This is a genomic window from Rhodococcus sp. NPDC019647 (assembly GCF_044389235.1).
GTDB lineage: Bacteria > Actinomycetota > Actinomycetes > Mycobacteriales > Mycobacteriaceae > Rhodococcus_F > Rhodococcus_F oxybenzonivorans.
Genome location: NZ_JBIRXS010000004.1, coordinates 286,916 through 309,910 on the forward strand (window position 1 = coordinate 286,916; position 22,995 = coordinate 309,910).

25 protein-coding genes are annotated in these 22,995 nt (G+C 64.9%); 15 read left to right on the forward strand and 10 right to left on the reverse strand.

The features are described 5' to 3' along the window. The first annotated feature begins 76 nt into the window (after positions 1–76). The 5 genes from ACH49N_RS11395 to ACH49N_RS11415 all read left to right on the forward strand — a co-directional run bounded on the left by ACH49N_RS11395 (position 77) and on the right by ACH49N_RS11415 (position 4,944). Positions 77–2,422: an FHA domain-containing protein gene (locus ACH49N_RS11395; protein WP_358272654.1), complete on the forward strand. Its 2,346-nt coding sequence runs from the start codon at positions 77–79 to the stop codon at positions 2,420–2,422. Between the two features lie 120 nt (positions 2,423–2,542). Continuing rightward, positions 2,543–2,740, forward strand: a complete 198-nt coding sequence (locus ACH49N_RS11400) for a hypothetical protein (RefSeq protein ID WP_358272367.1) — start codon at positions 2,543–2,545, stop codon at positions 2,738–2,740. Between the two features lie 64 nt (positions 2,741–2,804). Beyond that, entirely contained in the window at positions 2,805–3,752 is a 948-nt protein-coding gene (gene pip, locus ACH49N_RS11405; protein ID WP_358272365.1) for a prolyl aminopeptidase, read from the forward strand. 90 nt (positions 3,753–3,842) lie between these two features. Further along, a complete protein-coding gene (locus ACH49N_RS11410) occupies positions 3,843–4,334 on the forward strand; it encodes a hypothetical protein (RefSeq protein ID WP_358272653.1) in 492 nt (163 codons plus the stop codon). 148 nt (positions 4,335–4,482) lie between these two features. Continuing rightward, a complete protein-coding gene (locus ACH49N_RS11415) occupies positions 4,483–4,944 on the forward strand; it encodes an RES family NAD+ phosphorylase (protein ID WP_358272651.1) in 462 nt (153 codons plus the stop codon). A 126-nt stretch (positions 4,945–5,070) separates the two neighbouring features. Here ACH49N_RS11415 and ACH49N_RS11420 read toward each other — a convergent pair whose 3' ends face one another. From ACH49N_RS11420 to ACH49N_RS11430, 3 genes are all read right to left on the reverse strand, one after another. Further along, the gene (locus ACH49N_RS11420) at positions 5,071–5,625 is read right to left on the reverse strand and encodes a YceI family protein (RefSeq protein ID WP_109334366.1); all 555 of its coding nucleotides are present in this window, start codon (positions 5,623–5,625) and stop codon (positions 5,071–5,073) included. Positions 5,626–5,734: 109 nt separating this feature from the next. After that, positions 5,735–6,088 (reverse strand): GNAT family N-acetyltransferase, encoded by a 354-nt coding sequence (locus tag ACH49N_RS11425; protein ID WP_358272362.1) that lies wholly within the window; start codon positions 6,086–6,088, stop codon positions 5,735–5,737. Positions 6,089–6,153: 65 nt separating this feature from the next. Next, positions 6,154–6,615 (reverse strand): MarR family winged helix-turn-helix transcriptional regulator, encoded by a 462-nt coding sequence (locus ACH49N_RS11430; protein ID WP_159923131.1) that lies wholly within the window; start codon positions 6,613–6,615, stop codon positions 6,154–6,156. 135 nt (positions 6,616–6,750) lie between these two features. Here ACH49N_RS11430 and ACH49N_RS11435 point away from each other — a divergent pair, with 135 nt between their 5' ends. The 5 genes from ACH49N_RS11435 (at position 6,751) to ACH49N_RS11455 (ending at position 12,808) form a co-directional block, all read left to right on the forward strand. Further along, the gene (locus ACH49N_RS11435) at positions 6,751–7,260 is read left to right on the forward strand and encodes a VOC family protein (RefSeq protein WP_358272360.1); all 510 of its coding nucleotides are present in this window, start codon (positions 6,751–6,753) and stop codon (positions 7,258–7,260) included. A 48-nt stretch (positions 7,261–7,308) separates the two neighbouring features. Then, entirely contained in the window at positions 7,309–8,097 is a 789-nt protein-coding gene (locus ACH49N_RS11440) for a pirin family protein (RefSeq protein ID WP_358272359.1), read from the forward strand. Positions 8,098–8,198: 101 nt separating this feature from the next. Next, positions 8,199–9,170, forward strand: coding sequence for an alpha/beta hydrolase (locus tag ACH49N_RS11445; RefSeq protein WP_358272357.1), 972 nt, complete (start codon positions 8,199–8,201; stop codon positions 9,168–9,170). Between the two features lie 9 nt (positions 9,171–9,179). Continuing rightward, positions 9,180–10,241: a helix-turn-helix domain-containing protein gene (locus ACH49N_RS11450; protein WP_358272356.1), complete on the forward strand. Its 1,062-nt coding sequence runs from the start codon at positions 9,180–9,182 to the stop codon at positions 10,239–10,241. Positions 10,242–10,408: 167 nt separating this feature from the next. Continuing rightward, a complete protein-coding gene (locus tag ACH49N_RS11455; protein WP_358272354.1) occupies positions 10,409–12,808 on the forward strand; it encodes an ATP-binding protein in 2,400 nt (799 codons plus the stop codon). Here the strand turns inward: ACH49N_RS11455 and ACH49N_RS11460 are convergent. The 5 genes from ACH49N_RS11460 to ACH49N_RS11480 form a co-directional block, all read right to left on the reverse strand. Beyond that, positions 12,805–13,311, reverse strand: coding sequence for a DUF1360 domain-containing protein (locus ACH49N_RS11460; RefSeq protein WP_159923141.1), 507 nt, complete (start codon positions 13,309–13,311; stop codon positions 12,805–12,807). The genes ACH49N_RS11455 and ACH49N_RS11460 overlap by 4 nt on opposite strands. 35 nt (positions 13,312–13,346) lie before the next feature. Continuing rightward, complete coding sequence (locus ACH49N_RS11465) at positions 13,347–13,772, reverse strand: hypothetical protein (protein WP_159923143.1); 426 nt, start codon at positions 13,770–13,772, stop codon at positions 13,347–13,349. Positions 13,773–13,815: 43 nt separating this feature from the next. After that, positions 13,816–14,985, reverse strand: a complete 1,170-nt coding sequence (locus ACH49N_RS11470) for a zinc-dependent alcohol dehydrogenase (protein WP_358272352.1) — start codon at positions 14,983–14,985, stop codon at positions 13,816–13,818. A 13-nt stretch (positions 14,986–14,998) separates the two neighbouring features. Continuing rightward, positions 14,999–15,532: a hypothetical protein gene (locus ACH49N_RS11475; protein WP_358272351.1), complete on the reverse strand. Its 534-nt coding sequence runs from the start codon at positions 15,530–15,532 to the stop codon at positions 14,999–15,001. Positions 15,533–15,600: 68 nt separating this feature from the next. Then, on the reverse strand, positions 15,601–16,143 hold the full coding sequence (locus ACH49N_RS11480) for a DUF2243 domain-containing protein (protein WP_358272350.1): 543 nt from the start codon (positions 16,141–16,143) through the stop codon (positions 15,601–15,603). 94 nt (positions 16,144–16,237) lie between these two features. Here ACH49N_RS11480 and ACH49N_RS11485 point away from each other — a divergent pair, with 94 nt between their 5' ends. The 4 genes from ACH49N_RS11485 (at position 16,238) to ACH49N_RS11500 (ending at position 20,406) form a co-directional block, all read left to right on the forward strand. Beyond that, the gene (locus ACH49N_RS11485) at positions 16,238–16,675 is read left to right on the forward strand and encodes a hypothetical protein (protein ID WP_358272349.1); all 438 of its coding nucleotides are present in this window, start codon (positions 16,238–16,240) and stop codon (positions 16,673–16,675) included. 58 nt (positions 16,676–16,733) lie between these two features. After that, on the forward strand, positions 16,734–17,807 hold the full coding sequence (locus tag ACH49N_RS11490) for a YihY/virulence factor BrkB family protein (protein ID WP_358272347.1): 1,074 nt from the start codon (positions 16,734–16,736) through the stop codon (positions 17,805–17,807). A 92-nt stretch (positions 17,808–17,899) separates the two neighbouring features. Next, positions 17,900–19,000: a ferredoxin reductase gene (locus tag ACH49N_RS11495; protein ID WP_358272345.1), complete on the forward strand. Its 1,101-nt coding sequence runs from the start codon at positions 17,900–17,902 to the stop codon at positions 18,998–19,000. 20 nt (positions 19,001–19,020) lie between these two features. Beyond that, the gene (locus ACH49N_RS11500) at positions 19,021–20,406 is read left to right on the forward strand and encodes an acyl-CoA desaturase (RefSeq protein ID WP_358272343.1); all 1,386 of its coding nucleotides are present in this window, start codon (positions 19,021–19,023) and stop codon (positions 20,404–20,406) included. A 64-nt stretch (positions 20,407–20,470) separates the two neighbouring features. On the opposite strand, the gene ACH49N_RS11505 is transcribed toward ACH49N_RS11500, so the two are convergent. Both ACH49N_RS11505 and ACH49N_RS11510 read right to left on the reverse strand, forming a co-directional pair. After that, a complete protein-coding gene (locus ACH49N_RS11505) occupies positions 20,471–20,809 on the reverse strand; it encodes a hypothetical protein (RefSeq protein ID WP_159923157.1) in 339 nt (112 codons plus the stop codon). Positions 20,810–20,851: 42 nt separating this feature from the next. Continuing rightward, a complete protein-coding gene (locus ACH49N_RS11510; RefSeq protein WP_358272341.1) occupies positions 20,852–21,559 on the reverse strand; it encodes a hemerythrin domain-containing protein in 708 nt (235 codons plus the stop codon). Positions 21,560–22,082: 523 nt separating this feature from the next. Here ACH49N_RS11510 and ACH49N_RS11515 point away from each other — a divergent pair. Continuing rightward, positions 22,083–22,994 carry a manganese catalase family protein gene (locus tag ACH49N_RS11515; RefSeq protein ID WP_358272340.1) on the forward strand — a complete coding sequence of 304 codons (912 nt, stop codon included), beginning with the start codon at positions 22,083–22,085 and terminating at the stop codon, positions 22,992–22,994. The last annotated feature ends 1 nt before the right edge of the window (position 22,995 follow it).

Sequence of the window (22,995 nt, forward strand, 5' to 3'; positions counted from 1 at the left end):
CGAGCGACCGCGGCTGCGTGAGACGATGGACGAGTCGACATCCGGACGCCGGACGACGCTGACGGAGGCCTTGGCTATGGACGACGCGGCGGACACCGGGAGCCCGCGGGTGGTGGTGGAGACCGAGCACGCCCGCGTGAGCTACGACGCGGGGAAAACCGTTCGCATCGGCCGTGACCCACAGATGGAAGTTACGGTGATCGATCCGGCGGTGTCGCGGGAACATGCGCGCCTGAGCTGGGACGACGGCTGGCAACTCGTCGACGCGGGCAGCAAGAACGGGTTCTTCGTCGACGGCAAGCGCAGGGATAGGCTCCGCGTCTCCGATCCCGTCACCGTCCGCCTCGGCAACGCGTCCGACGGACCCGTCGTGCGCATCTTCGTCGAGGATCCGGAGGCGACGCAGCAGGCGGTCGGCCCGCGATGGAACGAGTCGACGGTCGAAGTCGGGGCCCCGCGTGACGACGCGGTCCCGACCCGTCCTCAGGATCAACTGGTACCCGCCGGATCCGTCACGGTGGGTCGAGCGCCGGACAGTGACCTGGTCGTCCGCGACGTACTCGCCTCACGCAGGCACGCTGTCCTCCATACCCGGAAATCCGGACTGGAGATCGAGGACCTCGGGAGCGTCAACGGAACGTTCGTCGGCGGTGCCCGGGTAACCCGCGCCCGGCTGAACGACGGCGATGTCGTCACGATCGGCAACACCGATTTCAGCGTGGAGGGCGATCGGCTCGTTCCGCGGCGAACGACGGCACCGGCCGTGAGCGGACTGCACGTGCACGGCGTGGGACTCACCATCGAGGGCGGGCGTCGACTGCTCGAAGAAGTGGATCTCATTGCAGGGCGGGGCACGCTCACCGCGGTGATCGGCCCGTCGGGTGCGGGCAAGACCACGATGGCCACCATTCTCTCCGGCTCACTGACCCCGACCGAAGGTGTGGTCGACTTCGAGGGCCGAAGCGTCCACGCCAACTATCAAGTCCTGCGGTCCCGCATCGGGTTGGTCCCGCAGGACGACGTCGTGCACCGGCAATTGACGATTCGGCAGGCGCTGGGTTACGCCGCCGAGCTGCGGCTGCCACCGGACACGACGCGGGCGGACCGCGAGGACGTGATCGCGTCGGTACTCGCCGAGCTGCAACTCACCGAGCACGCGGACACTCGGGTCGATCACCTGTCGGGCGGTCAACGTAAACGCGCATCTGTGGCGCTGGAGTTGCTCACCGGGCCGTCCCTCCTCATCCTCGACGAACCGACCTCGGGCCTCGACCCGGCGCTCGACCGGCAGATCATGGGCACGTTGCGCCGCCTCGCCGACTCGGGCCGCGTCGTCGTCATCGTCACGCATTCGCTCTCGTACCTCGAGATGTGCGATCAGGTTCTCCTCCTCGCACCGGGCGGGAAGACCGCCTACGTGGGTCCGCCGGACGAGGTCGGGTCGATGCTGGGCAGCTCCGACTGGGCCGATGTCTTTGCCCGGGTCGCGGCCGAGCCCGACAAGGTGTTCGCCGAGTACCGAGCCCGCCGCACCTCGGTCGACGTGGGTCCGCCGCCGCCGCCCGGACCGTTGGGGAGCCCCGCGCACACCTCGAGGTGGAGGCAGTGGAGCACCGTGTCGCGAAGGCAGATTCGGCTGATCCGCGCCGACAGGGGATACCTGATCTTCCTGTCCTTCCTGCCCTTCGTCCTCGGCGGGTTGTCCGTGCTCGTGCCCGGCGACACCGGATTCGGTCCGGCACCACCCGAGTCGAGCGAGTTGAACCAAATCCTGGTCGTTCTGATTCTCGGCGCGACTTTCATGGGTTGCTCGCTGACCATCCGCGACCTCGTCGGTGAGCGCTTGATCTACCACCGGGAACGCGCCGCCGGACTGCTCCCATCCGCATACCTGACGGCGAAGATCGTGGTGTTCTGCGCCGCGGGGGTCGTGCAGTCGGTGGTGATGGTCACGGTGGTCTTCGTCGGCAAGGGGCTGCCGGGTCCGGGGACGGTCATCCCCTCGGGCGCACTCGAACTGATCGTGGACATCGCCGTCACAACCTGCGCCTGCGTGGTGCTCGGTATGGCGTTGTCGTCGGTGGCGCGCTCGAACGAGCAGGTTATGCCCATGCTCGTGATCGCGATCATGGTGCAGCTGGTGATGTGCGGCGGCATGATCACCATCACCGGCCGCGCCGTGCTCGACCAGTTGTCGTGGCTGTTCCCGTCCCGCTGGGGCTTTGCCGCTGCCGCCTCGACGGCGGATCTGCGCACGAACTCGCCCGGCACGGAGGACGACCCGCTCTGGCAACACGTTCCGTCGTGGTGGCTGTTCAGCATCGGCATGCTGGTGCTCATCGGTGTCGTCCTCGCAGTCGTCGCCTACAGCAGGCTCCGCCTCCGCCGCCCGCGTCGCCGATCGACGACCGCTTCATCTTGACGAACGGCGTGGCTGGCACTGTTCCGTATCTAATCCCGCGGAGCCGAGCAAGTTCGGTCGGTCGTTTCACAGCGCGGGCGGGGGGTACGCGAATGGCACGGAAGAACGTGAGGAGGAACTGTGACAGAGCGACCCGACGAACCCACCCTCGACGACGTGATCGATCCTACCGAGCAAGCTCCACGGGATCGACGTGAACACGGCAAGTCCCCCGACCGCCTCAATGATGACTATCTGGAGCACCGCACCGAGCAAGAAAGGATTGCCGCTGGAATCGATGACTACGATCCGGATCAGGTACCACCTGCCGCCGAATGAGCGATCGAACTGCCCATGGCAATGAACGCCCGGCCCATTCGGGAAGCGCGTATTTTCGGAATCCATGGTTGCGCTGTATCCAGCTGTCGAACCCTACGAGTCCGGGTTCCTGGAGGTCTCCGACGGTCAGGTCCTGTATTGGGAGACGGTCGGTAATCCTGCGGGCACTCCGGTGGTCTATCTGCACGGCGGCCCCGGCTCTGGTTGCACACTGGGAATGCGCCGGTTCTTCGACCCCAATGCGTTTCGGGCGGTGCTGTTCGACCAACGGGGATGCGGCCGTAGCCGGCCACTGGCGGATGATCCGGGCGTCGACCTCTCGACGAACACGACGGCGCACCTGATCGAAGACATCGAACGACTGCGGGAATACCTCCGAATCGACAGATGGGTCGTGTCGGGTGCCTCGTGGGGCGTCACGCTCGCGTTGGTCTACGCGCAGCGTCATCCCGATCGTGTGATCGGCATGGCGTTGGGTGCAATCACCACGGGCACCCGCGAAGAGGTCGAGTGGATCACCCGCGACATGCGGAGGGTGTTTCCGCGCGAGTGGGAACGGTTCGTCGAACCCGTGCCGGACGGCGAACGCGGGGGCAACCTTGCCGCCGCATACGCACGCCTGCTCGCTCATCCCGACCCAGCCGTTCGCGAGAACGCCGCACTGCGGTGGTGCGAGTGGGAGGACACCCACGTTTCTCTCGCACCGGGGTGGACACCGAACCCCCGATACCACGACCCTGCGTTCCGTATGGTGTTCGCACGCTTGGTCACTCACTACTGGGGTCGAGATCATTTCCTCGCAGACAACCAGCTACGCGAGGGAATGGACCGGTTGACGGGCATCCCCGCGGTACTCGTCCACGGCCGACACGACGTATCCGGTCCGCTGGACACGGCGTGGGAGCTCTCTCGCCTCTGGAAGACCAGTCGACTCGTCGTCGTCGACGATGCCGGCCACGGTGGTGGCAGCTTCACCGACCAACTCATCGCTGCCATCGACTCTTTTGGTTGACGTGGTTGAACCCTTGGGGAACCATCGTGGTTGACAAGGTTGACGGGAGGGTGGGCGGTGACGTCGCTGGTGGAGCAGGAGAAGCGGCTGATGGAGGAGCTGTCGCAGCGGGTGCACCGTACGTTCGCTGCGGCCGCTGCGGCTGGGGTGTCTACTGATGTGTTCGCGGATGTGCAGGCGATCGCAGATGCGATGTCGGCTGCGCTCCCTATTCACCATGTCTATGACCAGGTCTTGGGCCCGTTCTACGATACCGCCGGCCTGACTCGGTGGTGGAGTGTCAGTCGTCAGGCGGTGAGCAAGAAGGTCGCGACCGGGGCGGTGATCGCCTGCCAACTAGAGGAGGGCCAATGGGTGTACCCGGTGTGGCAGTTCACCAGCAGCGGCACTGTCGACCCGGCGCTAGTGCAGGTGTGGCGTGCTCTGCGTGCTGGGGCGGACCCGTGGACATGTGCGCTATGGCTGCGGGCACCGCAGGACGCGTTCGGTGGTAAGACCGCGGTGGATTGGTTGACCGAGGGTGGCCGGGTCGACCCGGTGCTGGCGGCGGCTCGCGCGGATGTGCAGCGGTGGGCGGTGTGAGGGAGGACGTTGCTCTGCGGGTGCCCGGAAGCGCACGCTGACGGGGTTTCCCGGGTGGCGGTTGACCGGGAGGCGGCAAGTCAAGCGTGGTCACCGGGTCTCGAATGGACCGTGGTGGTTTTCTTCTTCGGGTGGCGGACGTTTCGATCTGTCCGCACCGCGGGGTACGTGTTATGTCGCCTTCGATGAGATGACGGCGATCCGCGAGACGGTGGGGGAGGCGTTGGCCTCGCTCGGGGTGATCGCCCACAACTTCGCGGCCGAGCGGGTGCTGTCGACTTTGCGGGTACCGGGTGCCCATGACCTCGCGGACACCTGCGACGGCGCGGCTGCCGCGTTCGGGCTCACGCGGGAGTTGTGTTCGATGACACCGTATGGCATCCCCCGGGCGTGGGCGGCGGCGTTTGATGTCGAGTTCGACGGCATCCGATATCAGACGCGATTCACGACCGGCCCCGCGGCGAATGCGGCCGCAGTATTCGGTCCGGCCGGGGAAGCGCCCTGGCCCGTAAACCCCCGGCCAGACTCTTTCATGGCGGCGGCGACACGTTGCGGTATTGCGGTACAGCCGCTTCCGCGGTCGGTTCGGGTCCTCTATCCGCCGACCTGACGATTCGGGGAACCGGCGTTCCGGGTTCCCGCCTCTTCAGCTCGACGCACGAATGTCGCAGTATCCCAGAAACACTGGGCTACTGCGACATTCAACGCGCTTCCGCTATGAGCGAGGCGGGTGGTGTCAGGCCTGGAGGCCGGCTTCGATCTCGAGGCTGATGGTGATCTTGTCGCCGACGACGGCTCCGCCGCCTTCGAGGGGCATGTCGATGCTGATGCCGAAGTCTTTGCGGTTGAGAACGGTGGTGGCTTCGAAGCCTGCGACCGGGCCGTTGCCCATGCCGGGGTTGACGCCGTTGAATTCGAGCGCGAGCTCGACGGGGCGGGTGACGCCGCGGAGGGTGAAGTTGCCGTCGACCACGTAGTCGTCGCCCTTGGTGCGGATGCCGGTGGAGGTGAAGGTGGCGGTGGGGAACTGCTCGGCGTCGAAGAAGTCGGCCGACTTGATGTGGGCGTCGCGGTCGGCGTTCTTGGTGTCGATCGAGGCGACCTGGATCTCGGCGGTGACGGAGGCGGTGCCGTCCTCGGCGACGGTGATGGCGCCGGTGAAGTCGTTGAACGTGCCGCGGACCTTGCTGACCATCAGGTGGCGGACGGAGAAGCCGACGGTGGAGTGGACGGGGTCGATGGCCCAGGTTCCTGCGGTGAGGCCGGGCAGCGTGGTGATGGCGGTGGTCATGGTGAACTCCTCGAGAGTGGTCTACCGGGGCGGTGAAGAATCTGAAGTAGTTGAACTTGCAACTACAACAATAGGGGGATGTCGTTGCGATGTCAACTAAAACGTAAAACTACCGGGTCGACGAGCGAATGAACTCGAGGATCTCGGACGTCACCGGGTCGGTGATGTCCTCGAAGTCGTCGTGCTTCTTCAGATAGGCGGCCACCAATGGGCAGACCGCGACGATACGCAATCCCGAGCGGCGCACATCGTCGAGTGCATGGCGGACCAGGATGGAGCTGAGGCCGTGGCCGGAGAATGCGTCGTCGATTTCCGTGTGGAAGAAGATGCGGCGACCGTCCTGGTCGCGGTATGCGGTGAACCCCACTCGTTGTCCCGAGACGCCGAGCTCGTAGCGGTGCCGATCGGGCACGTGCGTAACCGTGGTGTCGAGTGCGGGAGAGGTGTTGTCGGAGTGCGTCATTGATTGTCCTTCTTGCTCGGTGGCGCTGCGGGTGGGTGGGAGTTCGGGTGGGTGGAATCTGCCGTTCAGGTGTTCTCGAGCATGTGGGTGCGCATCTCGCTGTAGTCGTGGCCGAGGATCGCGACGTCCCGCGGGCTGAGCAGGTCGAACATGTTCCGGCGAACCTCGGCCACGTGTCCGGGGCTTGCGGCGGCGAGCTTGTCGGCGCCGGCATCCGTCAACTCGGCCATCATTCCGCGTTTGTCGTGCTTGCACTCCACGCGGCGTACCCAGCCGGCGTCGACGAGCCTGCTGATTGCCCGCGTCACCCCGCTGCGAGTCGTGGTGACGGCCTCTGCCAGTTCGCTCATCCGCAGTCGCCGCTCGGGGGCCTCCGAGAGGACGACGAGCAGTTCGAAATCTGTGAACGAGATGCCCGCATCACGGGTGAGTTGCCGATCGAGCGCTTGCAGGAGCAGGCGAGTGGCGTCGAGATAGGCACGCCACGTCTGTTGTTCCTGCGCGCTGAGCCACCGAGTTGTCTTCACATATCAACAATACGCCTAGTAGTTGACAGCGCAACTACTTGAGGTATTCTCAAAGTAGTTGAAGACGCAATTACCCCGCTCGGCCGAAAGCTGACCGGCGTCCTCGTCGCCACCTCAGCGAAAGGAAACACGGCTATGAACACTACGCCTGAGCAGAAGAGCTCCGAGGGGTTCACGGTGCAGCGCGACCGAATCCGTGCCGAGCACCTGAAGCCGGCATCGTCGCGGCCCGCCTCCTCGGCCCGCGGTCTCCATCACACCGCGTTGATCAGCGGGGACGTCGAGCGCACGGTGCGGTTCTACCAGGACGTGCTGGAGTTTCCCCTCACCGAACTGATCGAGAATCGGGACTACCCCGGGTCGTCGCACTTCTTCTTCGATATCGGAAACGGCAACCTGCTGGCGTTCTTCGACTTCCCCGGACTCGACATCGGCCCCTATCAGGAGGTTCTCGGCGGCCTGCATCATGTCGCGATCAGCGTCGAACCCGAACGGTGGGAACACCTGCGCCGCAAGCTGACCGACGCCGGCGTCGAGCTGATCGAGCACAGCGAGGTATCGCTGTACTTCCGCGACCCCGACGGCGCCCGCCTCGAACTCATCGCCGACCCGCTCGGGGAAATGTACGGGTCACACGTTCTCTGATCGAGAGCGCCACAACCTCCACTCCACGTCTCGAAGGGTGCTCCGATCATGACCACTGCCGTAACTCGTCCCCCATTGGATGTCCGCCGGGCCGACGACCGCTTCAAGACCCATGCCGGCTGGCTCGATTCCAAGCATTCCTTCTCGTTCAGCCGCCACTACGACCCCGCCAATACCCACCACGGGGTGCTGATGGTCAACAACGACGACATCGTCGTTCCCGGGATGGGCTTCGACACCCACCCACACCAGGACATGGAAATCGTCACCTGGGTGCTGCAGGGCTCGCTGGTACATCAGGATTCGATGGGGCATTCCGGGGCCATCTACCCAGGCCTGGCTCAGCGGATGAGCGCGGGCACCGGCATCTTGCACTCCGAGAAGAACGACTCCTGGCGTCTGGACGGTGTCACCGGTGCCCATGCCGACCAGCACAGTGACCCGGTGCACTTCATCCAGATGTGGGTCGTTCCCGACGAAGCCGGTATCACGCCCGGTTACGAACAACTCGAGATCGACCACGAATTGCTGGCCGGGGGACTGGTGCCGGTCGCGTCGGGCATGCCCGCGTACGCCGACCACTCGGCGATACGGATCAAGAACAAGTACGCCGCAATGCACGTTGCGCGCATGCAACCCGGTCAGGCGCCGATCGCCCTGCCCGACGCGCCGTTCCTCCACGTGTTCGTGGCGCACGGGGAAGCTTCGCTGGAGGGCGTCGGGGTGCTCGGCGAGGGCGACGCCGTTCGGGTCAGCGGCGGCGGAGGTCAGCAACTGACTACCGAAACCGGTGCCGAGGTCATCGTGTGGGAGATGCACGCCGAGATCGCCGGGTAGTCGGTCGGGTTCCGGGGCGTCCGACACCCGTCGGGCGTTCCCTCGCCAACTTCCTCCAGCTGTTGGGTGACCTGCGCCACATTCGGGCTCATGCTGGGTGCATGACATCATTTCCCACGCTCGACCCCGAACTCGCGGCCGCGGTCACCATGCTCCCGAATGTGGATTTCTCCGACCTGCCTTCCGCACGGGCAACCTTCGACTCCCTGGTCGGCTCCCTGTTGGCTGATCTGTCGTTCGACGGAGTCCGTGTTCAGGAGTTGTCGGTCCCAGGCCTCGGCGACGATCCGGACGTCGGTATCCGGTTCTTCACGCCGGAAAACTCGGAGGGACCGCTGCCGGTTCTTCTGTGGATCCACGGCGGTGGGTTCGCCATCGGAAAGGCGGCCTCGAGTGACCCCTTCTGCGTCGAGGTGGTGCGGGAACTCGGGTGCGCCGTCGCAAGCGTCGAATACCGGTTAGCTCCGGAAACGCCCTTTCCGGGTCCGCTCGACGACTGCTACGCGGCATTGACTCACCTCCACGCCCACGCGGACGAGTGGGGAATCGATCCCTCCCGCATCGCGGTCGGTGGTCAGAGCGCGGGCGGTGGGCTCGCCGCCGGAACCGTCCTGAGGGCGCGCGACGAGGGCGTCGTCCCGGTCGCATTCCAGCTCCTCGACATTCCGGAGCTGGACGACCGGCTGACCACCGCCTCGATGACGACGTTCGTGGACACTCCGCTGTGGCACCGCCCCAACGCGATCCTGTCGTGGCAGTACTACCTCGGAACGTCCTACACCGGACCGGAAGACCCGAACGTCTCGATCTACGCTGCACCGGCCCGCGCAACCGATCTTCGTGGCCTGCCCCCGACCTATCTCTGCACCATGGAATTGGACCCGCTGCGTGACGAGGGGATCGACTACGCCCTCGGCCTGCTCAGGTCCGGTATCAGCGTGGAGCTGCATTCGTTCCCCGGCACCTTCCACGGGTCCGGATTGCTGGCGACGGCGGAGGTCAGCAAACGCGCGATGGCGGAGATGCTCGACGCGCTGCGTAGACGCTTGCGTGTGGTGTCACCAGCCTCGTAGCGTTGCTGGATGCAGGGACTGATGTACCGGCTCGCCGAGCTCGACGCGGACTCGGCGGGCCTGGTACGAGTGATCGACTATTTCGACGCGCTGGTCCGCCACGGCGCGGACACCGCCTCGATGCTCCGGGCGAGTGCTGCGCTGGCCGACTGCGTCGTCGGCATCGACATCTCGGGGTGGTCCGGCAGTTCCGAGCCGCGCCGCTGCGACCCTCGCGGGCGGTGGTCTCCGCAGCCCCGGCTCGCGCCCAGTGCATCGAAGGACGTCGTGGTCGACGATGTGGTGGTCGGGTCGGTCTGGATAGAGAGGTCGGGTGCGAGTCTGCCGCTCGACGACATGCTCGTCGACCGGATGGCTCTGACCGCGGCGATCATCCTGCAACCGCGCCGTGTGCTCACCGACGCCGAGCACACACGCAATCTTCTCTTTCCGATGGACGAGCTGGCGGTGCTTACCTCGTGCGCTGCGCTGCGCATCGAACCGTCGACTCCGGTCCGTGTGCTCGTGTACACGGCCGGTGGCGGCGCGCGCCTACCGCTGCCCGGCGAGCTCGCACCCGGCCGCTCCACGGAGATCGAGGTGGACGGCGACTCGCTGATGCTGGTTGCGGAGTCGTTCGTGCCGACACCGGAATTCGCCGACGTGGCCCGTTCCCGATCCGTGCAGGTGGGTCTCTCACTGGCGTCCGCGGCGTCGGATGCGAACACGCTTGTCGGTACAGCGAAATTCGCCCGTAGTCAGGCATCGGAACCCGAACCGATCGGAAACGCGGACGACCTCGGCGCCCTCAACCTATTGATAGGGGGGCAGAGCCTCGCCCACGCCGCGATTCCCGATCTTGTTCACGCTGCCGAACTGCGCGACTCCGAACAGGGGTCGGAGTTGCTGGCGACACTGCGGGTGTATCTACGGTCGGGAACGCTGCGCGCCGCGGCGGAGAGCATGCACCTGCACCACAGCAGCGTTGCGCACCGGCTGACCAAGCTGTCCCGCCACCTGGGTTTCGCTGTCGACGCGATCGAGAATCGGGCTCGCGCGACGGCACTGATGATGGTGATCGACACCCGGTGACGGGGTTCACCCCGACCCGCAGTTGATTGCCGCATTCGCCCAGGTAGCACGTTCCCGTTAATCCGTAGCGACCACCTGCGTGGCGGGATGGGTCGAACCTGGGCCATGATTCTGGGACGGAATGGATGGGTCCGGGAAACCGGCGGTGGACGAAAGGTCCATGGATTGTGACTGCCTCGGGTGAAGCTTCCTGGTCTGCGGAACGGTTGTTCGCAGGGCCCGGTGAAACGCGGGAACGGCTTCGCCGCCACGACTGGGCAGCCACATCGCTGGGACCGGTCGAGACCTGGTCTGTGGAGCTGAGGGCTGCGGTGCGCACGGTGTTGCCGTCGGCCGTGCCGATGCTGCTGTGGTGGGGCCCCGACCTGGTGCAGATCTTCAACGACGCCTACACGCCGGTACTGGGTGAGAAGTATCCGGCCGCGGTCGGCGAGCCGGGTGCGCAGTGCTGGGCGGAGGTGTGGGACGAGTTGGGGCCGCTCGCCGAGCAGGCACTCGCGGGCGGTGAAGCGACGTACATGGAGAACCAGCAGTTGTTCCTGCGACGTCACGGTTACCTGGAGGAGACGTATTGGACGTTCTCCTACAGCCCGGTGCACGACGAAGGCGGGAACGTGGCGGGCGTCTTCGTCGCGACGACGGATGTGACGACGCGTGTGCTCGGAGAACGCCGATTGGAGACGCTCCGTCGGCTGGGCATGGTCTCGACCGCCGAGGGAGACGACCCGATCGCGGATTCGTGCCAGGCGGTTATGGAGGTACTGGCCGACAGCAGCGACGATGTGCCGGTGGCAGTGATGTATCTGCGGGAGGACATCGCTGGAGCAGCAGGAAATGGGGAGTCGCACGATCTAGTCCTGGTCGGTGCCGTGGGAACGGACCGGGGCACGGAGCTCGCACCGCTGCGCATCGCTGCGGGCGAGGGCATCCACCCGGCCGACGCGCGGGTGTATCCGCTGGTGGTGACGGGCGACTCCGAGCCGGTGGGGTTGCTGGTTCTCGGCATCAGCGCGTGCCGCGCATTCGACGACGCCTATCGCAGCTTCTTCGAATTGGTGGCCGCGAAGGTGTCGACGTTGACGTCGGACGCTCTAGCCTTCGAGTTCGAACGAGACCGCGCCGCAGCCCTCGCTGAACTCGACACCGCGAAGACGCGATTCTTCCAGAACATCAGCCACGAGTTCCGCACACCGCTGACGCTGCTCCTCGGGCCGCTGCAAACATTGGGCGAAGAGAACGGCGAGGTGTCGATCGAAGAACGGCGCGATGCGATCGCTGTCGCCTATCGGGCGGCGCAGCGGCTTCAGCGACTTGTCGACGGCTTGCTGGACCTCTCCACCGCCGCCGGCGGCACACTCGAGCAGAAACCGGAACCGACCGACATCGGCAGGTTGACCGCCGACTGTGTGAGCATGTTCGCCTCCGCAGCCGAGGACGCGGGGCTTCTCCTCCGAACCGACATCGACAAAGGCGTGGGCCTGGTCGACGTCGACCAGGAAATGTGGGTGAAGGTCGTCCTCAACCTGGTGTCGAACGCCCTCAAGTACAACACCGACGGCGGCTCTGTCGACGTGTCACTTCGGCAGGAAGACAAGCATCTGATCTTGCGCGTGGCCGATACCGGCGTCGGAATTCCGGCCGACGAGCAGGACCGGGTGTTCGAACGGTTCCATCGGGTCGAGGGGGCAGCGCCCAACAGCGGGGGCGGTGTGGGCATCGGTCTTTCCCTCGTCGCGGACCTCGCCGAGGCGCTCGGCGGATCCGTCGCCCTCGACAGCACGCTGGGACGGGGAAGCACCTTCACGGTCCGTGTGCCACGCGTCGCGGCGCGGGCAGAGGCGACTGTTTCCACCAACCCGGCACGAGTGGACGCCACTGCGTACTTCAGCGAGATAGTGCAGCGGGAGCCGGTCTCGCCCTCCCCGGTGCCTGCGGCAGCGGACGACGATGCGCCGCGGTACCGCATTCTGCTGCTCGAAGACCACAGCGATCTCCGGGCCTACCTGACCCGACTGCTCGAGGGGCAAGGCTGGGACGTCGACGCCGTGCCGGACGCGGATACCGCTTGGCGTCGCCTGGCGGATCGGCGCCCGCATCTGGTTCTCAGCGATGTGATGATGCCCGGACGCGACGGAATCACCTTCTTGAAGGAACTCCGTGCGGACGAGTCGACGGCGCGGCTCCCCGTCGTTCTCCTCACTGCTCGCGCGGGCACCGAGTCGGCAGTCGACGGTTTGAGTCAGGGCGCCGACGACTACATCGTCAAACCCTTTCAACCCGCCGAACTGGTGGCGCGAATCCGGGTCCACCTGGAATTGTCCTGGTTCCGGGAGACTCTCATCGCGGACGGTGAACGCGAGACCGATCAGCTGCGCACCGCACTGGACACTCGCACCACACTGAGTCAAGCGGTAGGCCTGACGATGGCGGCGTTCCAGTGCGACGCGGACACGGCCTTCGACAAGCTGGTCACGTATTCGCAGCACCGCAACGTGAAACTGCGGGAAATCGCGTCGGACATCGTCGACAACTTCACGGCCGAGTCCGCCGGCCGGGCCGCGAACTAGCCTTCCGCCACCTGTTGGGCGGTGGCATACGCGAGTTGCAGGAAGTCTGCGCCGGCCAGAGCCGCCATCGCGTCCGCCACCATGCGTGTCGCCCGGGGGGCGAAGACGTGCCCGATGGTGAAACCGGTGATCACCCAGACATCGAAGCAGAACGGGCAGGTCAGCAGTTCGCCGATGCTGTGCTTGACGCCGTCGGAGGCCTGCGGCTTCTCCATCACCTCGCCGGGCCCCCCATCCCCGGCGTGCTGGGTGAACGGTGCGCGGAGCGGAGTGGTGACGGCGTCCTTGGTCACCGTGCGGGAAAGTTTGTGCGCCGCAAACGCGGTGATGACGAGTTCTCGCACGGTCATGGCACGCGGGAGTTGCCGGTTGGTGAGAGCGCCGAGCACCGTGACTACGGCGACGACGAAGGTGTATGCGGCCATCGTCGCCGCGTAGCCGTTCAGTGAGCGCTCGCTTGTGGTCGAACTCCGTTCGCGCTCCGGCGCCTGTGCCACATTCATCCACTTTCCCCTTGTTCGCTGTGCCGAGTGCGTTGTCAATCCACGATCGGAAAGAGCGAGTCGCCGTCCTCGGGAGTGCCGTCGACCTGACCTTTGTCGACCCGTGAATCTTCGACGATCACGCCGTCGACGACCTCCGCGGACTTTCTGCCCTCGCCCGAAATCTCGACGTCGTCGTCGAGGACTCGGTCGACGTCCTCCTCGGTCAAGGAGTCGTCCGGTGCGGCGGCCACGGGAATGTCCGGCGGCACCTCGACCTCGACGTCGGGCTCTTCCTCGGACAATTTCTCGTCGAGAGTCTCGCCTTCACGCTCTTCGCGTGGTGTCATGCCGAACTTGTCGGCCTCGCTCCAGTGCTCCGGCGGGTCCACGACGTCGTCGCCGTCGTTGTTCCGCACGTCGTCGGGGTCGAGGCTTTCGGCTGGGTTGAGGGTGTCACCAGGACCATCTTCGATACTCATAGTTGTTGCGTGCCCGATCGAGTAGTCACCGAAACATTGGCTGTCACGGCCGGAAGACGGCCCGAACACACCCTTCCTGCTTGCTCTTGAACACCTGGTATCCGCGCACTGCCTCCTCGAGGGACATGTCATGGGTGATCAGATATGAGGGATCGAGGTCGCCCTGCTGGACGTAGTCGAACATCCGCGGCATGTACCGCTGGCCGTGTTGCTGTGCCGTCCGAATCGTCAGACTCTTGTTGGTCACCACACCCATCGGGAACTTGTCCGTCAGTCCGTAGATTCCCAGGACAGACACGATCCCGCCCTTACGGCAGGCGAGGATCGCTTCGCGCAACGGGGTTGCCCGGTCGGATTCGAGCCTGAGCAGTTGTTTGGCGCGGTCGTAGAGTTGCTGCAGTCCGGTGCCGTGCCCTTCCATGCCGACAGCATCGATGCACGCGTCCGGGCCCCGCCCGCCGGTGGTCTCGCGTAGTTGCTCCAGCACGCTGTCGACGGACGTGTAGTCGATGGTTTCAGCACCGAATTCTCTCCGCGCCAACGCAAGTCGCTCAGGATAGCGATCGATGACGAGTACCCGTTCCGCGCCGAGGAGACGGGCAGTGTGTGCCGCCATCAGCCCGACGCCCCCGCTGCCCCACACCGCGATCGTGTCGCCGGGCGAGATGTCGCAGAAATCCGCGCCCATGAGGCCGGTGGGGACGGCGTCGGAGAGAAATAGAGCTTGCTCGTCGGTGATGCCATCGGGGATGGTGAAGCAGTTGACGTCGCCGAACGGCACGCGGATGTATTGTGCGTGGGAGCCCGAGTATCCCCCGAACGGGTGGGTATACCCGTAGATTCCGCCCGTGGGATAGCCGAAGACCGGCTGCTGCAGTTCGGCATTCGGGTTCGTCGTGTCGCAGACCGAATACAAGTCGTGGTCGCAGTACCAGCAGGAGTTGCATCCGATGAACGACGGAACGACTACACGGTCGCCCACTCTGGTGTCGGTGACTTCGGGGCCCACGTCCACCACTTCACCCATGAACTCGTGACCGAACACGTCACCTTCCCGCATGCCCGGCAGGTATCCGTCGATGAAATGGAGGTCGGAACCGCAGGTAGTGGTCAGCCGTACCTGCACGATGACGTCATGGGGATTGACGAGTTGGGGGTCGTCGACGGTTTCGACTCTGAGGTCGTTGACGCCGTTCCAGCAGAGTGCACGCATGGGTTCTCCTAGCTCAGCGAGCGGCCTGGCGCGCGCTCGGATTGTCTCTGAGAGTGGGCAGTTCGCCGGTCTGCAAGAGTGCGCGGGCGCGGTAGAGAGCCTTGAATGTCGCTGCTCCCGTGAGGATGTCGGGCACCGGGGTCTTCGCCCGGATCGTCACCTCGGTACCGAGATCGTGCGGTGCGTCGCGAAACGAGAGTTCGACCTCTGGTGGATCGTCGGGGGAGTTCTGGGCCGTGGAGTCCTCACCCGTCGTGCCGACGAACCGCAGACTGCCGTCTGCTTCGACCAGCGTGGTATTCCATGTGGTGGGCTCGTCGGCGCCGGGATTCAGCGTCCACTCGTAGCTACCGGGTTCGGTCGACCGGACTTCGGCCACATCACCGAGCACCTCGGACAATTTTCCGGGGTCACGCCAGAACTGTTCCACCTCCGGTCGGGGCCTGTTGATCGTCAACGTCTGACTGTTCCCGCTGCCGGCGGCGGAGTCGACCATCTTCCCGACCAGGTCGGTCAGCTGCTCTCTCGCCTTGTCGATGTAGTGCACGGGTCCTCCCTTCGTCTGGTTCCGCGTTACCCGGATCTTGCGGGCGGAAACACCCGCAACGGGCCGATTCACGCCCTGGTCGTACGAGCCGGGCTCACTACTCGGCCGCTGCGTTGCAGCAGAAGTCCCGCGATGACGAGCAGGACACCTAAGGCCAGGAAGCCGATGTCGTACCAGGCTTGATGCGGTCCGCTGCGCACGTGGTGGATACCGAGGATGTGGTGGTCGACGATGCCCTCGACCAGATTGAACAGCCCCCAGCCGACGAGGATCCACCCCCACAACACTCGTGAGCCCCAGATCCGTCCCCGTGCACGGGACACCCTCGAGTAGAGCAACCAGAGCCCCACCGCGACGGCGATCCAGGTCAGCACGTGGAAAAGTCCATCCCACAGGGTGTTCACCTCGAGGCCACGAAGCGTGTCTGCGGGATACTCCGGGACGCCGACGTGATCGGTTGCGGTGCTGCTCAGTAAGTGATGCCACTGCAGTACCTGGTGCAGCACGATGCCGTCGACGAATCCGCCCAATCCGATCCCGAGGAGGAGCCCGGGTGCAGTAATGCTCACGCCGTTGTTCGCGCCGGGGTTGCTCTCCGTGCTCGTCGTCATGGTAGTGGCGTGGTACCCGAAGGATCCGCGGCTGAATCTGCAGAATCAGCGCCGGAGCAGTTGGTGGCGGCGCCGACGGGGTACACGTCAGTCCATGACAGACCAGCAGACCCCGAATCCCCCCGACCACGCGAGGCCGGAGCAGGCGACGGACGAAGAGGTCGCCGCGGCCGGCAAATTATCCGAGGCCCTCGAGACGGTGGAACGTGCCCGCGGACGTTTGTACGACTTCCACCAGCTGATCGGTCACGCCGACCTGATGCTGGACGAGGCGGTCCAGAAGCTGCGTGAGGCAGGCCGCGACGACATCGCCGAGCAGGTGGAAAAGGAACTGGTGGGCCGCAACGTCCTGCACGGGCGATGGACGTTCCAGATAGTCGAAGACTTCGACGACCACTACTGGTTCACCTTCCGGGACTGTGAGGCCAGCGTGCGCGGCCAGCTGTGCGGCGGCCGTCGGCACGTGTTCGAGTCCGAGATGAAAGAGTCCCGTCGAACGCACGGGCAGCCCCGGCACGAAGCGCGGCCGTAGCCGCGAAACGCCGGTCCGACGCCGTTTCCGGGAGGAGGTTCCCGGGTAGGAGAAGACGATGGTCGATGAAAAGCAAGCCGAATCGGATCCCGACGATCCCCGCAAACCGGACTCGCCCGCGGATCTGACGAAACCGTCGTGGGGGTACGTTCTGCGGAAGACAGCGCACGAGTTCGGTCGCGATCAGTGCACCGATCTTGCGGCCGCGTTGACGTACTACGCCGTCCTGTCGCTGTTCCCTGCCCTGCTCGCGCTGGTGTCGCTTCTCGGCGTTTTCGGACAGGGACAGCGCACCACCGATTCGGTGTTGCAGATCGTCGACGACCTCGGACCCTCGTCCGCCGTGGACACCTTGCGGGATCCCATCGCCCAGCTCGTTCAAACACCCACTGCGGGTGTGGCATTGATCTTCGGTCTCCTGGGTGCGGTGTGGTCGGCGTCGGGTTACATCGGTGCGTTCGGCCGCGCCATGAACCGCATGTACGAGGTCGACGAGGGACGTCCGGTGTGGAAGTTGCGTCCATTGATGCTGCTGGTCACTTTGATCGGACTCCTGCTCGTGGCGGTGGCGGCCGTCATGCTGGCGGTGAGTGGGCCGGTTGCCCGTTCGGTCGGTGACGCTATCGGATTCGGCGACACCGCCCTGACCGTGTGGAACATTGCCCGGTGGCCGTTCGTGCTCGGAGTGGTCGTCGTCGCGGTCGCGATCCTGTACTACGTGACACCCAACGTGAAGCAGCCGAAGTTCCGCTGGATCAGTGCGGGCGCATTTCTCGCGATCGTGACGTGGATCGTGGCCTCGGTCCTGTTCGGCCTCTACGTTTCGAATTTCGGCAGTTACAACAAGACGTACGGCTCTCTCGCCGGGGTCATTGTGTTTCTGCTGTGGTTGTGGATCACCAACTTGGCGTTGCTGTTCGGAGCCGAGCTCGATTCCGAACTCGAGCGAGGCAGGGAACTGCAAGCCGGACTGCCGGCGGAAGACGAGCTGCAGCTTCCGCCGCGCGACACCCGCGTGTCCGACAAGAATGCCGAGAAATATCAGAAGTACATCGAGCAGGGACGAGCACTTCGCGAGAGCGACGGGAGCACTGCCGAACCCGACGCGGTGCCCGAAAATCAACAGCGTTAATTACATCAGGAGTATTCGCGCCGACGGATTTTCTCACCCGATCGCGCCCGGAACGCTGACCCGAGCAGTGCCGAATAGTTACGGTGGTCGTCATGGCGGAACGTGGTGCTCGTCCCAAAGTTCCCGTAGTGCGCAGATTCATGCTGCGCGCGGTGCGGCACCTGTTCAGCCCTCTCCGCCCGGACGACTATCTGGAGCTCATCAATCCGCTGTGGACCACCCGTGAATTGCGGGGACGGGTGGAGCGGGTCGAGCCCGCCAGCGCCGACTCCGCCACCGTCGTGATCCGTCCCCAATACGAGTGGTTCGGGCACGAGGCCGGACAGTATGTGCGCCTCGGCGTCGTCCTCGACGGGGTCTACTACTGGCGCGCCTACTCGCTGACCTCGGACCCCGACCCGGATGACGGGCTGATCAGCGTCACGCCGAAGCTGGTGGAAAGCGGCACGGTGTCGCCGTACCTCGTCCGCGACATCCGCCCCGGAGACATCGTGCGTCTCGGTGAGGTCGAGGGCACATTCACCCTCCCGGACCCACTGCCCGACAAGATGTTGTTCATCAGCGCCGGCAGCGGTATTACACCGATCATCAGCATGCTCCGCAGCCTCGACCACAAGAATGCGGTCGACGACGTGGTCGTCGCGCACTCGGCCCGCAGCGAGGAGCAGGTCATGTTCGATTCGACGCTCCGCGATCTCGACCGTCGCCACGACGGGTTTCGGCTGGTGCTCCGCCTCACCGGGAAGGACGGCCGGCTGACACCGGACGCGCTCGCCGAACTCTGTCCCGACTGGCGTGAACGCGAGGTGTTCGCGTCGGGTCCGGGCGAGATGCTCGATCAGTTGGTGGAGCATTGGAACGACCACGGCGATCCGCAGCGCCTGCACATGGAACGCTTTCAGCCCGTGATCGGTGGCGATGACGCCGGCGGTGAGGGAGGCGAAGTCCACTTCTCGGACAGCGACGTGAAAACCGAGGTCGACGGGGGTACACCGATCCTCGTTGCCGGGGAGAACGCCGGCTTGACGCTCCCGTTCGGATGCCGCATCGGGATCTGCCACACGTGCGTCGGGACACTGAAATCGGGCAGGCTCCGTGACCTGCGAACCGGGGACGTCGTCGACGACGCCGTCGGACAGGCGGTCCGCACCTGCGTTCACACCGCAGAAGGTGACATCGAAATCGAGCTGTGAAATAGGGGAAGGACCTGCTGGTGAGTATCGACATCGAGAGCCCGCTCGCACATCTGAGTGACGACACCATCGAGGCGCTTGGACGCGAGTTCGACGCCATCCACGACGAGATCTACGCCGATCTCGGTGAACGCGACCGCAGATACATCAAGTCCGTCATCGCCGCGCAACGTCAACTGGCGGTCGCCGGCCGCGTTCTGTTGCTCGGTTCGGTCAGCAAACCTGCCTGGCTGGCCGGAACCGCGTGCCTGGGAATGGCGAAGATTCTCGAGAACATGGAAATCGGCCACAACGTGATGCACGGCCAGTGGGACTGGATGAACGACCCCTACATCCATTCGTCCACGTGGGACTGGGACACGGCGTCGACCGCGAAGGCGTGGAAGCATTCGCACAACTACATTCACCACACGTACACCAATATCCGGGGGAAGGACAAAGACCTCGGATACGAGATCATGCGGATCGACCCGAACCAGCGGTGGCACCCCGTCTATCTCGCCCAGCCGTTCTACAACGTCGTGCTGATGGCATTTTTCGAATGGGGTGTCGCGCTCCACGACATGGACCTCGAGGCGGTCCGCTCCGGTGACAAGCCGTTGAAGGAGGTGTGGCAGGACCTCAAAGGGATCGGCGGAAAGGCTCGCGCTCAGGTCGTGAAGGATTATGTCGGTTGGCCCTTGATCAGCGCAGGCGCTTTCGGGCTCGCACAACTCGCCGCCCGCGGACGACTCGGTCAGCCGGCAGCGTCGAAAGCGGGCAGATTGTTGCGTGGCAGACGGGCTCGCGGCCGGTGGTCGTCGATCGCGGACGTATTCGACCGCATGTTGCCCGGGATGGAGCGGACGTTTCTCGCCACCGCGCTGGCCGACTTCACCGCCAACATCATCCGTAACGTGTGGGCGCACGGAATCATCTTCTGCGGTCACTTCCCGGATCAGACGTACACCTTCAGTGAGAAGGAAGTGGAGGACGAAACCCGGGGCGGCTGGTATGTGCGTCAACTGGTGGGCGCCGCCAACATCGACGGCAGCCCGCTGTTCCACATCATCAGCGGCAACCTCGGGTATCAGGTCGAACACCACCTCTACCCGGATATGCCGAGCACCCGCTATTCCGAGGTGGCACCGAAGGTGAAGAACATCTGCGAACGGTACCAATTGCCGTACAACTCGGGACCGTTGATGCAGCAGTGGGGAATGGTGCACCGGACGATCCTGCGGTTGGCATTCCCGGGCGGGAAGCCGCGTCCGAAGCCAGGACCGTACCGCGGGGAGAAGGGCACCGACGCCGGCAAACGAAGCGAGGCGGCGGCATTCCGTAGCCGCGTACCCGCCGACAACCCTGCCGCCGGGCCCGAACACGACTCCGGCGGAGTGGAAGTGACGCCGCCACCGCGAGATTGACCGCTCGAGCCCCGGGTGCCGAATCAGCACCCGGGGTAGAGGAACGGTCGGAGCGTGTTGCTTTTCAGGGCTTCCCGCGCGCCGGGGTCTGTTCCGCGACACCGTGGCGCAGCGGGGTGTTGTCGGACGGTGAGTGGGACGGATCCACGGGAGAACCGCCTGCCGCTCCGGCAACCGGCGGCGCATTGGTCGGATCACCGCCGGAGGGCTCGGCCCCCGATTCCAACTGGCTGATGCGCGCAGTCAAAATTTCGACGGCCCGCGGTCGGTGGGCGGTGGACCGTTCGTGCTCGAGGATCTGTTTCACCTGGTCGAGGTCGAGGGAACGAATCCGGTGTTCTATCGACCCCAGCGTGAGTTGGTCGTAGTCGGGCAGCGGAAGTGCATCGTCGCTTGTACTCATGGTCGAACGCCTACCCAGTGTTACGAGTCGCAAACCACACTCTCAGGTGCGGGTGGAGGGATCTTCGCCGCTACGCAACGGTGGCAGGTGCTCGATGGCACCGGCGACCGTCGCGAGCGCATGACTCGTTCGACGACACCCCGCTGCCAGCGGGGACGGTGCCCGGCGGGACACGTGATCGAGACGATCCCGTGAACGATCCAAACCGGTCAGGGGGAGAGCGGCGAGGGCATTGCCCGGCAGTCGTCGGGCAACCGTCGGATGCGGCCGCGTGGGAGCGGTGTACCGAACCACCTGCCACATCCATCCGGCCCGGCGCAGCGCCCGAGGGTCGAGTGCCTCCTGGAGCTTCGGCAGGAGTACGTCCTCCTCATCCCGCACGTCCTGATGAAGGAGTGCGGTGATCTCGGTGAACAGTTGCTGATGTTCCGGAGTGTCCGGGTCCAGGGACTCGAGCTTGGTGAACAGCTCGTTGATCTCCTGATGTTCCTGCTCGATCTGCAGTGTCAGCTCCTCTCCGTCCGGAAGTGTGCGGCGCACCAGCGGCCACAACACGGCTTCCTCCGCGAACGCGTGCGGAAAGACGAGACGGCACAAAGACGTCAGCTCGTCTTGACGACGGCTGCCACTGCACTTGTCGATGCGCTGGAGCAGCACATCGAGTTCCTGATGGTCTCGTCGTTGGAGGGTCAGGACGCTGTGGGGACCACCGAGTTCGGCTTCACTCTGGTCGGCAAGTGACCGGGGCATCGTTGTTCTCCTTCTCGAGTGTTCGGCAGTGTGCCGAACGCCTACCCCCACGCCGGGAACACAAAACTGCTCCCGCTTCCCCTCCTGTTTTCACCCGCAGACGTCGGGGAACGCGAGAGAAATGGCCAGACGTCCGGAACCTGCGGTCGCCGCGTCGAGTCGATGGACCGACGACGACGGCATCCGCTACCCGAGTGGCGACACACATGCGTGGACGCCCGGCACCAATCAGACCCTGTGCGGTGTGCAACTGTCGCGCGCCCGTCTCGCCCGCTTCCCGCATGTGCCGTGGAGTGAAGCGCTGTGGCTGGCAGACACCGGTGAGCACGGCGTCGCCGCGTGCAGACGGTGTACCGCGGCGACACGGAACGAAAGACAACGTTGGACCAGAACGAACCCACGTCCCTGACCGCGGGCAACGAGCGCTCCGCGCATTTTCGGAATTTATCAGTCCGCCCGGTTTGGAAATGGTGAACCGAGGTAAGCGGCGAGGGCACACACATCGACGATCGGGAGTTGCCATATGTTTCGTCATACCGACTATCTGCAGTTCGACGTCGCTCCGGAGAAGCCGGACCCGGTGTATGCCCGTAAACTGCAGGAGCTTCTCGGTGGTGCCTACGGTGAAATGACCGTCACCATGCAGTATTTGATGCAGGGCTGGAACTGTCGAATGCCCGGCAAGTACAAGGATCTGATCATGGATATCGCGACCGAGGAAATCGGTCACGTCGAAATGATCGCCACCATGGTCGCGAGACTTCTCGAGGGCGCACCGGCCACCGAATCGTCCAAGGCGGCGGGAGCGGATCCCGTCGTGGCGGCGGTCCTCGGCGGGATGGACCCCCAGCAGGCGATCATCTCCGGGGGAGGCGCGGTACTGGCCGACAGCAACGGGGTCCCGTGGAACGGCCGGTACATCGTCGCGAGCGGTAACCTGCTCGCGGACTTCTACGCCAACGTCACGGCAGAGGCGCAAGGACGCCTGCAGACGGCCCGGTTGTACAACATGACCGACGATCCGGGCGTGAAGAACATGCTGAAGTTCAACCTTGCCCGGGATACCTACCACCAGAACATGTGGTTGTCGGCCATCGAGGAGTTGAAGGCGGACGGACTCGAGGGCCGTATCGCCCCGAACGCGTTGTTCGACGAAGAATACAGCGAGCACGCAGAAACGTTGTGGCACTTGTCCGACGGCACGATGTCCGATCAAGGGCGATGGGCGTCGGGTCCGGCACCCGACGGAGTTCACGAGAACCGGTTCCTCGCGGACCCGCAGCCGCTGGGTGGCAAGGGCGGTGCGCCCGCGCCGGATCCGAAGCTCTACGCGACGTACGACGGGAGCCTGGGTGACCCGGCCTCGAGCGCACTGGGCACGGAAAAGGGTCTCGTCGGCAAGGTCAAGGAAGCGCTCGACCCGGACAAACCGTGAC